Below are 13,140 nucleotides of genomic sequence, written 5' to 3'. Positions count from 1 at the left end.
GTACCAGAAAACTAAATACTAATAGTTGAAAACAATTTCCCTATTACAATCTTTATCCTTGAAACGTCACTAATTCGGACGTAGCGAATAAAAACTAGTTAAAATTTTTATTCATTCAAGTTCACTTAATTTATATAATGGCACTAACTCTTGAGTTAAGGAAACTTATATTACCCCTTTTTATGACTGAAATAAATTTTCTGATTGAAGGATCTAAAGTAATTGGAATATTAGGTGAATCGGGAAATGGTAAAAGTACGTTAGCCAAAGTTATGGCAGGGCTTATTAAACCTGTAAGCGGTTACGTGCTTATTGATGGTAGAGATATCTTTAAGATAAGCAGAAAAGAGAGAGGTAGGCTAATACAGTTAGTTTTGCAAGATCCCTATACTTCGTTGGATCCAGAAGCTAAGGTCATAGATACCATATTAGAGGGAGTTAAAATATTAAAGATTCACGTTAACGATGAAATGTTTAACTATTATGTGAATAGGTTTGGAATCACTGAATTACTTAATAGAAGAATATATGAACTTTCCGGTGGAGAAAGGCAGAGAATTAACATTTTAAGATCTATGCTAATAAATCCAAAGGTCATTATTTATGATGAACCTACATCCATGGTAGATTCTATGAATAGGAGAGAAGTTCTTGATTTAATATGCTCAAATAATTCTGCAATATCAATAATAATATCTCATAATGTTCTTGACATGTCATGTGTTGATACAGTTTTTGTTATGAGGAAGGGGAAGATAATAGCAAGAGGTAAGATTGAAGAACTTAGGGGCTACGATGATCTTTATGTAAGGACTTTAGCTAATGGATTACTTAATGATAATAAGTTTAGATAGGAAACATTTGAGATATTCAGAGAAAAACTTATTAACTCTGAAAATAGTTAGTATAATTAAGAAAACCTAGTATCAAAAATAAGTGATAAAAATGAGTAACAAGGAGAGTATAAATGGTATATTAGCTTTCGGGACAAGCGTATTGATTTGGTCTATAATCTATATAGCTACTAACCCTGTCCTAGGATTATTTCCGAAAGGTCCCCTTTCATACAATTTTTCTCCAGGTTCATATCAAGGATTAGGTTTTAGTATTGCAGCAGAGCTAGCAATATTTCTAACCCTTCTAGGATTATATTATCTTAAGGTTAACGTTAAATTTAGGACATTGTTGGTTCCCTTAGCGTTAGTTAACGTCGGAATATTATTGGGTATGGTAGGAACTACAGCCTTCATGTGGTATTTAGGACCATCTTCTTCCTCGATGGGAGGAATGATGGGAACTCCACCCACTAATGTTGGAATGGCTGAAGTTGGGTTCATTGGATTTTTAATAGCAGGTATTGGGTTACTATTCTCATCAATATACTTAGTATATTTGGGATTTAAAAGCAATGTAAAGTTTCCTATATGGTTTAAATATATCTTTTTCTTTGGTCCATTTTTAATGTTATTGACTTTACCGATAATGTTAGCTGCAGAAGTATGGAATCTCTTTTTACAATCATCAATGGTTCCTATGTCAATGGTTCCCATCTCCTATGGTATAATTAGCATGTTGTATTGGCCTGGTGGAACTATGGTCTTCACATTAGCATATTATTCTCTTTTCCAAGCCTTTGGGTTAATATATTTGGTAGTTAGTAAATTAAACGTAGGCTTTAACGAGAAGAATGCTATTTTAGGAATGTATCTGTTCTCTGCTGGAATAGTATTATCTCTGGTAACTAACGGTATTGGAACGTGGATATCAAGTTGGACGCCTCCTTCATGGCTAGTAAATCTAACTCAAGGAATTGGATTATTATCAATAGCAAGTGTAGTAGCGGGAGGATTAGTGAATATAGGAAACATAATATTTTACACCTTAAAAACAAAGGTACAAATCTAATTTTTTTAATTTTTTGTTTTTAATAAAATGATTACAAGTTAATTTAGAAGAAAAAGTTTTTATAGTACTGAATAACATAATAACTTATATGGAAGAATTAAGGTTCAATCCTAGGAAGGAGATAGAGGAAGATATTAGAGAAAATAATCTTCAAGATTTACTGATAAAGTCCGCAGTTCTTCATGGTCACTTCTGCATAGGTCTTTCACTGGGTGTGAGAGCTGCGCTATATGCCACTAAGAAATTAAATTCAATTACAGAGAACGTTCAAGGAGTTGGTCAACACTTGACGAAAAGATTAATTGCAATTGTAGAAACTAATACTTGCTTCGCCGATGGAGTCCAAATGGTTGCAGGTACAACATTAGGTAATGGAGGTCTAATTTATAGGGACACTGGCAAGCACGTTCTAACATTAATTGATAGGAATACCAGTAAGGCTGTAAGAGTCTCATTAAAAGTAGATCCACACACAATTATAAAAACGGCTAACGATCCAGAATTTTTAAAATTATTTGAAAAGATAATGATAAAGAGGGAGAAAGCCACACGCGAGGAGCTTAATAGATTCAGAGATCTTATGAATAAAGCTTCATTTGAACTGTTACAGCCAAGAGATGAGGAATTGTTTGATGCTAAGGAGTTGACAGTAGAGTACCTCAATACTCAAGAAGTTTCAACTAAGTGGAAAAAATGTGAAGGCTGTGGGGAAATGACGTTAGAGAGTAAAGGTGTAATTAAAGAGGAGAAGTTCTACTGTGCCGATTGTGCTGGAAGTGAAGTATGGACGTTAAATGTCAAAACACCTATTAGAGTAAAGTTAGATGACATTCTTAAGATAAAGAGATAAAATTTTTTCATTCATTTATTCGAAAACTTTTTATCTTATGGAAGATAATGGTAATTTATGATAGTAAACGATTGTAGATGCCCAGTAGATGTGTTATCTGAAGTTTTTAAGAGAAAATGGAGCATTTTAGTTATTGCTTCAATAGGATATTTGAATAACGCTAGGTTTAATGATATAAAAAAATTAATTAATGATATTAGCTCTAAAATGTTAGCAGATACGCTCAAGGAACTAGAGGATGTTGGTTTAATTCAGAGAAAGGTTTATGAGACTAAACCACCTAAAGTTGAGTACAGTCTGACTGACGAAGGTAAGAAATTCTGGGATGCTTTACAACCTTTGATAAATTATATGTATTCTAATCCTAAGTACTTAAATAAGTGTGGCTGTTGCGATACGCCATAAATTTGCGAGCTAACTAATTATTTTCAAGATTTTTCTTAAAGGTATTAATTATTATTGGTATATTTAATTTTTTCTGAATATTTTATAATTACGCAATCATTTGATACATTATTAAAAAAGATTTATAAAGTTTAAAAAGAGTAACTAGGTATAGGTAGAGAAATTTGGAATCATCAAAAATAGGTGTATTAATATTTAGAGCTATAAATGGGATAGCAGGAGTAATCTTAATATGGAGCGGACTTTACGAGGTTATAAGCTACTTAACAATGACGGGAATGATGGGAATGGGCATGGGTATGATGATGATGGGATTTAGACTATTTTATTATACCCCAATTGTGTTACCGGGGAAATATTTTATACCAACGTATTTCTTAGGTATGGGGATTCTATTACTCATTTTTGGTGTATATCCAAAATTAATGAAGTCTTTTATACTTAATGGTAGTAAACCGTATTGGATATTCTTACGAATATTGATGTTCATAGGTGGATTAACATTCCTGCTCTATGGAATCAACTTCTCTCATTCAATGATAATGGGGATGGTAAATCCATTAGCACCAGCAGCTTCGATAGGATTTCCTTTCGCTGGGGGAATAATGTTACACTTAATTTTTGAACACCTATATGCTAGCGGATTTGCTACTGTTGTAGCAATTTATAGTAGGATATTAAACGTCTTACTTAAGCCAATTAGGATAACTAAATAAAAAAGGTACGTTTTTTTATTTCCTAAGGATCTAAGGTATTTTACAGTATATCTTATGAAAATAGATGATAGTAGCTACCGTATTTTTACATTATATATCATTTAATTGTGTTTAATTTGGAAATATAAATTTATTTACAATTTTAGTTAACTCATATAAGCTTAAAAACTAATAAATCGATGATGGCTAAACTGGTTTGTAAGACATAAGAACTTAATGATAAAGCCTTAAAGTTATAATTTTATCACGGATCTTAATTTTTCATAAGCCTCAACTTCTTCCTTTGATGGATTCTTAAAGAGGATAATATAGAAATCTACGCTTATCTCAAGATCTAGAAAGTTATCTTTAACTTCATTACGATAAACTACTGCCACTTCTCTCTTTAACACTTCATTCATCTTAGCCTTAAATAACCTTAACTTTTCATATTTATCCTTACCACAAGTGGAAATGTATTTCTTTTCAAATAATTTGCTAGATATATCATACTCTCTTACAGCTATCTCACTTTCCTCACATATATCCCTTGTGTTAGTTACCACTATTCCCTCACTACCTATTTTTTGAGAATGCACGATAAGATCCCACTCCTTCAAAGTCTTCATAACATAAAACGGTGCTATTATTATACTTGGCTTACTTATACTGAAACTTAAATTACCTATCTTCAGTTTCCCATTAAATATTTGTGAAAGTATTATATCAGATGGCAAAAATTCTAATAAATATTTTGCTGTAGGAATTTCTTTAAGACTACCCGTTATCATTTCTTTTAAAATCCAGAAGTTAATGTTTAGAATTAAAAGGAGGTTGTAAGGAATCTCGCCTACAAATTCCTCTAAAATGTCATTTTCGTTACTGACATCTATTAGCAACCTGCAATACCCTCCTTTTAATTTCTTCCTCGTCGTAGTTTATTTTAAAATCAGACATCACTTTTAAGAGAGCTTCTGCAATTTTAGGCAAATTTTTCTTAACCTCTTCAGATAGACCAATTTTAGGTTCTAGGCTATAAGGCTTACAACCAATGATGTAAACTTCCGACGATGATCCCATTAACTTAAGCATTGTCAACACGCTTTGTATTCCCAAACCGTGAGATCCAGAATACTTTAGATCTAAAACAGTTGACGCAACTTCATCAAGGTTAACTTCTAAGTTAATTTTTACTACATCGACTTCCTTATCCGTTAACATAGCGTCAATTATTATTAAAACGTCGTAATCCTTTAAACTCTCTATTCCAGCTATTCCAGTACTGCCTAAATCTATAACATCAACTCCTTCAATACTATTCATTAAAGCTTCTGCTATATGTGAACCGCAACCATCATCACTCATTAAAATATTACCAACCCCGACTATTGCAATTCTTTTCATTAAAAGTCACTCCAATATTTTGCATCAAGAGGTAGTGGTTTCCAACTCTCCTTCTTAGGATGATTCATTATCTTACCGTGAAGCTTTACGACTTTGGAAATGACTGGCATCACTTCCTCTCTCTCTTTAATCTCATCGGCTACTAAATTTGAAAGGAGTTGCCTTAATTTCATTAAATTGTCAGTCACATCTTTCCATAACCCCCAATCGGCTGAAGTCAATTCAAGTATCTTATCTTCTTTAACATCTTTCACTAGTAGTAGTGAGGCTATGTCTGCTAAGTCTTTATTTACTGGATTATGTCTCTGTAATTTAGATAGGATTAGATCCTCGTCATCAAGGGTAAAATCAGAATCCCAATTGACCGGAATTACATGGTTAAATCTCATTTCGTTAAAGTAGTAGACCTTAACTATAACATTCTCTTTGAAGAACATTCCCGCTACATCCCCTAAAACCTTCTCTAGATGAAAATATGGAGTGTATTCGAGGTTAGTAATTAATCCCTTAAACTTATCCCTATCCTCCGGTTTTACCAAGAAGTTAATATCTATATCTTCACTTTTTCTATACAATTTTAGTAATTCTACTGCGACCTTATTTTCCTTTGCTTTATAATAGAAAGCAACAGAGCCATAAAGTAACGGCTTAATCCCATCTTTCTTAGCCTCTTCATATATATTTCTAGCCTCTACCAGTAACTCATTGAAGGTCTTCTCTATATCCTTTCTCATCATAACATCAAAAGGTGTTAATCCAGACATACCAAAATATAATACGTAGTTCTGATATATATTTTTTATGTTTTATTTTTCACTCAAACAATTTAATAACTTTTTCCAGTTCATCTAATATATTCTGAATTTTAAAATAATTTTCTGATCTTCTAATAACTTTAATTGTTCTATCTATTTGAATAGTTGTGAAATTCCTCACTCTCATCTTCATGTCAGGGTCGTTACTTACAATAATCCCATAGTTTATCACATTTCCCAATAATGGTAAAACGTTAGGTAAATTGAGATTTAACTTAACTTTCTTATCAACCTCTACATAAGCCTCATAAGCCCAAACCACATCACCTAGCCTTATTTTAAATGCCCTTTCTAAGCTAGATAAGAATGAATCAGCCCAGTATTGTACATCTCCATTGAAAAAAGATATTTGCTTGAGAAAACTCTCATTTCTCTCATCAGTTAAAAGACTAACTCTAGTTTCCTTTAGATTAAATTCCAAATCATTAGTATTGAATATTTTATTTATGATGTATAAAGGGATAGGTCTCAAAAACGAGATGGTGTACATTTGTTCCTTTACTTTAATAGCCTTAACACCTCACTTTTCATTAATTCCTTACACATTCTTCCCCAATCGCTTAACTCCCCATCCTCGTTTACCACTTCACACTCTACTATCTCAGCACGCTCTATTATCCTAAATGCACTCAACATCCTTAGAAAGGTGTCAATGTCGCTATAATAAGCTTTAAAATTAGCATAAATTTCAGCCCAATCAGCAAGAGGACTCTCTGATGATTCAAAACTATAACGTCTTAGCTCTTTTTCCCCTCTTTTAGCACTGGCTAAAATTACTAAATTCTTAGGTCTAACATCAGATAAAAAAGTAATTGACTTGATAGCTCCACTCAAATCAATTATTTGGAATCCCTCTTTATTCAATTCCTCCATTACTAATAGAGGTATATAATAGTCGCCCTTATACCAATAACCAACTGCACCAATCACCTTTCATCTACCTTTTTTGGCTTTATTGACTGTGCCAATTCCCATAATATCTTCTCCGGCTCTTTCAAGTTAAGGGGACTTATGTTAGAAGCTAAGGCAGTTAATTTTCTTCTATCGTCCACTAAACCATTAACTTCCTCTATATTAATCTCTAAACCATAACTCTTCAATATCTCTCTTAAAATTTCAATAGAGTTTTCACGTCTCTTTACTTTGGGTAAAACAAGATAGAGATCATTATCGCCTAGATCGTTAACTATTTCCTTAAGTACTTTATCTAATCCTAAAAGTTTGATTAAAAAAGAATAGCTCATATCTTTATACCTCTTTCTAATATGATAGTAAAGTAAGTTACATCAAAATTAGCTTGCTTATCTGCAATAGCATTACCTAATGATAATTTGCAGTTATGGTCAAATACTATTACATTTTTACTCCCCCATCTACTTAGTTGATTAATAACATACTCTCTAGCCCTCTTTACAATTTCCTTCTTCTCGCTGATTAGCTCTAAGTGGTGTGTACAAGTATATAACTTATGTGAGGATGGTGAATCCCTTGGCTCAATAAATTGAGGCGCTGTAAGCCTTAATATTTCTCTAACAGGCTCTTCTACTCCCCCTAACCTACTTAGGAATTCAGAGTAATGTACACTAGTTGGTCCCTTAACGTCAGCCTTACTTAGCTTAATAGACCCTTGCTTATACTTTTCATAAACTGTTTGTGTTAAGTGCTCTACTGGTATGGGCAACTTTACTCCTGAGGATTTAGGTCCTTGCCACCTTAACCAGAAATAGGAAGTACCATCAGTTGTAATTATTTTCTTAACCTCTAACCTTTTAGCCTCCTCTAGTACCTTTACAAACACTGACCTAGCAGTCTCGAAGTCTCCTACAAGATATGCATAATAACCGGGGTCACTTACCGCTGAGCTTACAGTAACTGAAATCTTCATCTTAGAGAATATTGATGCTATAGATTGTAGGATTTCCATGTCTTGAATTTCCAGTGGTGAGGGAATGTAAAGATATTCAGAACCTTTTTTATCTACCTGAAATCCAACTTTCGAAGCCATTTCTTTCCAATTAGATATTCCTAAAGCGTTACCTAACTCTTTAGTGTTTTTTGCTAGTTTTTCAGCAGTCTCATAATTGAATCCAGAATAATGTAATATCCTTCTCATTAATATTGCGGTGTACCAGTTTGGAATCTCCATTGGCGAAGTTTCCGTACAAGCTCCACAAGCTGTACAATTGTATGCGGAATCAGTCCACCTCATGAATTCCTTATTGCTAATCCTTCTTAACCTCAGATATCTAGCTACAATCCCATAGCCAGTGTAAAACATTGAATAGATTTTGTTAATCTCATACGTCCTCCACGCTGGAACATCAATTGGTCTCTTAGTAACTAACCAAAATGGGCAGGTATAAGAGCAAATTCCACATCTCATGCAATTTTCTAGTCCATAAACGTCGGCTGGACCTAATTCGTCAAATGTCCTTGAGGCTAAGTTCCTATTTATCTCTACTCTATTGCCCTTCACCTTAAATCCCCCACATTTAAACTCTTCTTCTCCCATATGAATAACCTGCAAAACCCTTACCTACATAGTACCAGAACATGTGGAATGCCTTGCTGAATGGTGTGTAGCCTATGAATATTCCTACTAAGGCTATGTGTAATCCGTACCAGTTAGCTTGGTTTGGAACTCCAAGATAAGGAACTCCCCAATCATAAGCTGCTCCTAAACCAGTAACTATTATTGCTGCCAGTAAGATTAGGAATACGTAATCACCTATACTACTTAAAGGCCTATGCTTAGTTATGTCATCTATAATCCTTGTAACTAGGTAGCCTATTAACCCTGCAAAAGCTAGCAATGCCATGAAACTCCCGTTAACTATTACTGATAAAACACCCCAAGGTGAAATTGTATTAGTTGCAACTTCAGCTGAATTCCATGCCCCAACTGGGTTTAGAATACCTCCATGTGAATATGATGTTGCACCTAAGATTCCTAGCTGGTATCCAGAAGTGAATGATTCTGGTACGGAAGCTGGCATTAGCCATCCTAAGATGTTAGGAACTCCGAATATACCACTAAAAATATAATTCCACGCTATTATATGTATTCCAACAACTATTATTAATCCTAATATGAAGATATGATTGAAGATCGTTTCAACTATCAATAATGGGTCGTGCCTAGATGCTCGCCCAAAAGGTCTAGGTATTGCAGTTATTGCCTCCTTAAATTCTCTTGAAAGACCAGCTTCACCCGGAATATTAGATCTTCTGAATATGAACTCCCTCCCTATCCTATAGACTAAACCAAATATAAAAAATAATATTCCTAGAGGAAATATTACGTTTAATCCCCACCAATATAGACTTAATGGTGTCCCTGGTCCTCCATTGGCACCTATAGCTGCGTGCACTATTATCATACCTTTACACCTTTATTTAACCTTCATGGCGAACTTATAGAAAGCCTTTATTGCTTCACTTAAATCAATTGGAGCTCCTAAGGTCAAATATCTCACCTTACCATTTGGTAGAACAACGTGGACTCCGCAGACGAAGCATGGATCGAATGACCTTAACGCCGCTGCAAACTCAAATCCATCCCACTGCTCTAGTGGAGTTACTGTTAGTTTAGGTGAACCGGGTATGTTGTATCCCTTATTTCCTTGTATTGTCTCTTCAAATGTGCCAGCACCATCGTTTTGTGCCAAGGATGGAGCTGGACTAACTGTTTGAATTCCGTCATCATAAGAATTCTTCACTCTTGGCCCTAGGTTAACCGTCGTAGGTTGCATTTGTTGTGGATTTATTGCTGGCACATTTGGTCCTTTGCCAGTAGCTATCACATTAGCGTGATACTGCGCTCCTCTCGGAGCTTCCTTCATCCCCACTCCTATTGCTACCCCAGTATTCGTGTTAGCCTTGTACTCCCAGTCATACTGATTTCCTCTACTAACAGCAGTTTGTCCATTCTTTATATAGTTTACTGCAGAGAACCATGCTACCCAGGCTCCAGCTGCCTCTAAAGCTACTGCGAAGGCTCTTGCTCTCATTCTCTCTACAGCGTTAGTGATGAATTTTCCATTGGTTATTTGCCATGGAGATAAGTAGTTTAGCTCTATTTCACCTTGTAGTTCTTGAGGCAAAACTACCCTAGGACTTATAGTTTGAGGTAAGTTCCATTTCACGTATTGATTGCTGGCATTCCCGTATTGTATTTCTATTCCTGCTATGCTATACGTCGCTGTGTATATGGGCTCCGGTGCACTACCTTGTAATACTTGAGCATACATTAAGCCCATCGGATCTGCTTCTACATTATAGAAGTAGCTTGAAATGGGCTTATGTCCTTGATATGGAACGAATCTAGGGGACACTCCCCAGCTATACTTTCCGTACTGGTTGCCAGAACCAAATGGATATCCTCTAGCCAGAGGAGTTGGTATCGTCCACTTCTTCCACGGGTGATAAGCATTTACCTTATTCCCAATCGGATCTACTTCTATACCGGAAACTTCAGAAGGTACTTGCGAGCTATATGGAGACTGTGTCCAGTCTGCTTGGAATGAGGACTCTACGAATTCATGGACTGCTAGATTAATATCGATGTAACTGTTTGTAACTATTTGTGGCGGGGAAGTTAGACTAGGCTGAATGACTAATCCTGGCTTAACCACCCTAGCTCTTCCCCAAGCTCCAGCATTTTCATAAGTTGCATCATAAGGAGCTACTGTAGTGGATGAAGGACTAACCTCTGGAGCTTCAGCTACATCACTTTGTCCATAAGATACGAAGTTAGCTGGTCTATTTCCTAGTTCAGCAAAACCTAAGTTGTTGAAATGTGTATCGTAATACGCTTGAACTCCGAAAACGTTATCGTAATCGTTTAAGAATAATGATAGTACTTCCCATACTACTGCTTGCTTTTTCATATAGGCAGTACCGTCTATTAACCTCTGTAAGTATGCTTGCAAATTCTCTACAGTGGCGGGAACTCCAATTCCTCCTGGGACCATCGTAATTGGATGTGGTATTCTCAAGTAATATAACAGTTCTGCTTCATGCATTATCCTCCAAACGTAAGCCCCTTCTAAGAATATTGCACCAATAATAGGAACTAAACCATCCATTATATCAGCAACCGTCCTCATAGTTACTCCAGCAAATTGAAGTTGACTAGGTGCTCCATTTGGAAAAGCCTCTGAGTAATCTAGAACCTTACTTATCGGTGTTTGTGTAGCTAATTGATAAATGTCAGGAGGATAGTACCCAGCTATTTTAAAGAATAATGAACTCCAATCGGGGCCTCCTAAAGCAGTTAAGTGGGCTGTGTGGTCATACATCATTGCAGCATCATTTGCTAACATTATCGTCTCTAAACCTAAGGGTGGAGGAGCATAACCACCCATTGCCATCTCTTGAGCTATTCTTTCTATGAATTGATGATGTTCTCCACAGATTCCGCACTCCCTTGAGGATAACATTATTATATCCGGCGCTGGCTTATTTCTCATAAAGATCTCAAATCCTCTGAACATTCCAGCACCAGCGTATGCTTCAGTAGCTCTTATACTCCCATTTTCATCAGTACTGACAGTAACTTGTATTCCTAATTCTGGCTTTATTCTCACTATGGGCTCTATAACTACAGGCTTTGTCCAATCATACTTAAATAAATATGAGCTAGCCATTTTAGCTCACCTCCTTAGCCTTAGGGGTTAAGGGTTTTCTCCTAGTTCTGGATAATAAGTAAGAACCTACACCAACAACTACTCCAACTCCAGCTGCAGCTGCAAGAAGCGTAGTTGAAGGTAATGTGGGAGCATTTGGAGGAGCGTAAAATGGTTCGTATAAGTCCGGAAATCCTGGGGCAGTGCAAGCAATGCATACTCCCCCTCTTGTACATCCTCCTACACCACCGACCCAACCCAATAATGGAGCTGGGCTATTAGCCTCAGTACCCTTACACCCTAGACTATAAGTACATTGAGGATCTCCAAATTCCTTTGCGAAAATTCCTTGAGCGAAGAAACCAGCCCTTGGACAGTTCTGGTGCGTTTCGTTCCCGTAGAAGAACTTAGGTCTATTAAAAATGTCAAGATAAGAAGAGGGTGGTGGAGCTAAGCCTCTAGCGTATAAAACTCCAGCTACTAAGGTTCTCATTATCCAATCCCCGGCTGGAGGGTCAGCGGCGATTGCTACAATTGGTTGACCCAATTTACTTTGCCAATGATAACTTGGACCAGGATAGGCTGTATTATAAGGTGAGTTGGTTACTGCATAAATGTCCTCATCTATTACGGTTTCTCCGTTAAAAGTTCCTAAACCTTTTTCATATACTTCATGTAAATAAGCTGGGAACCCTAAGATGCCTCTATATGGGTCATCTAACATACCCATCGTATATGTAGGAGTCCTTTGACCTAAACCGTTTGTAGTAGAAGGTATTCCTCCATAGGTTGCACATGCACCTGTTGCGTATACTAGTGCTGCCCTTTTCATTAAATTAAACACGAACTGATCACATAACAATACTTCTCCACTGGGAGTTCTACCGGCAGAACACCAGAAGGAACCTGATGGCTTTTGATAATACAGTCCAAATTCGTCAAACATAGTCCCTTCAACAACTAAAACGTAAGGATCAAATAGTCCAGCTAAAGCCGCTTCCATGGTTGGATATGCCATATCATCTTGTGGCATTAGGATTGGGTGATAAACTAAGTTAACGTTGCCAAGCTGGGGTATCGATGGTTGCCTTAATTGTATTGGCTGTAAATTGAACGTAACTTGGGTTACAACATCTTCCACAGCTGGATTCATCGCGTCTATGAAGGCTATAGTGTTTCCTCCACACCATCCGTTACCAGTCCATATGATGTTTATTGGATCTGCCAGTGTGTCACTAGCCATATTAAACAAGTCCTTCCATGTTAATCCCTTCTCGACCATCCAAGCTGTTAAACCGGACATAGCTGCCAGCTTCATGAAGTCTCTTCTACTAATTCCAACTTTAAGTTCCTTTGATTTTACCTCCTTCACTCTCTCACACTAGGTATACTTAAGTAAACCAGATTAATAAAATTTACCTTGAATATTAGTTAAGTTA

15 protein-coding genes are annotated in these 13,140 nt (G+C 36.1%); 5 read left to right on the top strand and 10 right to left on the bottom strand.

All coding sequences use genetic code 11. From position 1 onward, the window contains the following. The first annotated feature begins 137 nt into the window (after positions 1-137). The 5 genes from DMP16_RS04390 (at position 138) to DMP16_RS04370 (ending at position 3,876) form a co-directional block, all read left to right on the top strand. Positions 138-854 (top strand): ATP-binding cassette domain-containing protein, encoded by a 717-nt coding sequence (locus tag DMP16_RS04390; protein WP_069281348.1) that lies wholly within the window; start codon positions 138-140, stop codon positions 852-854. A gap of 91 nt (positions 855-945) precedes the next feature. Further along, positions 946-1,905 carry a hypothetical protein gene (locus DMP16_RS04385; RefSeq protein ID WP_069281347.1) on the top strand — a complete coding sequence of 320 codons (960 nt, stop codon included), beginning with the start codon at positions 946-948 and terminating at the stop codon, positions 1,903-1,905. Between the two features lie 88 nt (positions 1,906-1,993). Continuing rightward, positions 1,994-2,755 carry an FmdE family protein gene (locus DMP16_RS04380; protein WP_069281346.1) on the top strand — a complete coding sequence of 254 codons (762 nt, stop codon included), beginning with the start codon at positions 1,994-1,996 and terminating at the stop codon, positions 2,753-2,755. A 57-nt stretch (positions 2,756-2,812) separates the two neighbouring features. Beyond that, positions 2,813-3,160 carry a helix-turn-helix domain-containing protein gene (locus DMP16_RS04375; protein ID WP_069281345.1) on the top strand — a complete coding sequence of 116 codons (348 nt, stop codon included), beginning with the start codon at positions 2,813-2,815 and terminating at the stop codon, positions 3,158-3,160. A gap of 164 nt (positions 3,161-3,324) precedes the next feature. Then, the gene (locus DMP16_RS04370) at positions 3,325-3,876 is read left to right on the top strand and encodes a hypothetical protein (protein ID WP_069281344.1); all 552 of its coding nucleotides are present in this window, start codon (positions 3,325-3,327) and stop codon (positions 3,874-3,876) included. Between the two features lie 233 nt (positions 3,877-4,109). On the opposite strand, the gene DMP16_RS04365 is transcribed toward DMP16_RS04370, so the two are convergent. From DMP16_RS04365 to DMP16_RS04320, 10 genes are read right to left on the bottom strand one after another with little or no spacing between them, the layout of a single operon-like run. Further along, the gene (locus DMP16_RS04365; protein WP_231961195.1) at positions 4,110-4,754 is read right to left on the bottom strand and encodes a hypothetical protein; all 645 of its coding nucleotides are present in this window, start codon (positions 4,752-4,754) and stop codon (positions 4,110-4,112) included. Then, on the bottom strand, positions 4,735-5,259 hold the full coding sequence (locus tag DMP16_RS04360) for a hydrogenase maturation protease (RefSeq protein WP_069281343.1): 525 nt from the start codon (positions 5,257-5,259) through the stop codon (positions 4,735-4,737). Before DMP16_RS04360 ends, DMP16_RS04365 begins: the two co-directional genes overlap by 20 nt. After that, the gene (locus DMP16_RS04355) at positions 5,259-6,023 is read right to left on the bottom strand and encodes a hypothetical protein (protein WP_069281342.1); all 765 of its coding nucleotides are present in this window, start codon (positions 6,021-6,023) and stop codon (positions 5,259-5,261) included. The genes DMP16_RS04360 and DMP16_RS04355 overlap by 1 nt, the downstream gene beginning before the upstream one ends. A gap of 49 nt (positions 6,024-6,072) precedes the next feature. After that, positions 6,073-6,546, bottom strand: a complete 474-nt coding sequence (locus DMP16_RS04350) for a hypothetical protein (protein WP_083216323.1) — start codon at positions 6,544-6,546, stop codon at positions 6,073-6,075. 26 nt (positions 6,547-6,572) lie between these two features. Next, positions 6,573-7,004 (bottom strand): hypothetical protein, encoded by a 432-nt coding sequence (locus DMP16_RS04345; RefSeq protein WP_069281341.1) that lies wholly within the window; start codon positions 7,002-7,004, stop codon positions 6,573-6,575. Further along, on the bottom strand, positions 7,001-7,318 hold the full coding sequence (locus tag DMP16_RS04340; protein ID WP_143576921.1) for an RNase L inhibitor: 318 nt from the start codon (positions 7,316-7,318) through the stop codon (positions 7,001-7,003). The genes DMP16_RS04345 and DMP16_RS04340 overlap by 4 nt, the downstream gene beginning before the upstream one ends. Beyond that, positions 7,315-8,586: a (Fe-S)-binding protein gene (locus DMP16_RS04335; protein ID WP_143576920.1), complete on the bottom strand. Its 1,272-nt coding sequence runs from the start codon at positions 8,584-8,586 to the stop codon at positions 7,315-7,317. The genes DMP16_RS04340 and DMP16_RS04335 overlap by 4 nt, the downstream gene beginning before the upstream one ends. After that, complete coding sequence (locus DMP16_RS04330) at positions 8,567-9,454, bottom strand: hypothetical protein (protein ID WP_069281339.1); 888 nt, start codon at positions 9,452-9,454, stop codon at positions 8,567-8,569. Before DMP16_RS04330 ends, DMP16_RS04335 begins: the two co-directional genes overlap by 20 nt. A gap of 12 nt (positions 9,455-9,466) precedes the next feature. Then, positions 9,467-11,722: a nickel-dependent hydrogenase large subunit gene (locus tag DMP16_RS04325; protein WP_069281338.1), complete on the bottom strand. Its 2,256-nt coding sequence runs from the start codon at positions 11,720-11,722 to the stop codon at positions 9,467-9,469. A gap of 1 nt (position 11,723) precedes the next feature. After that, entirely contained in the window at positions 11,724-13,073 is a 1,350-nt protein-coding gene (locus DMP16_RS04320; protein ID WP_069281337.1) for a cytochrome B, read from the bottom strand. Positions 13,074-13,140 lie beyond the last annotated feature (67 nt).

This window comes from Sulfolobus sp. B1 (assembly GCF_007050195.1).
Lineage (GTDB): Archaea > Thermoproteota > Thermoprotei_A > Sulfolobales > Sulfolobaceae > Saccharolobus.
This window is presented reverse-complemented; position numbering and strand designations above follow the sequence as displayed.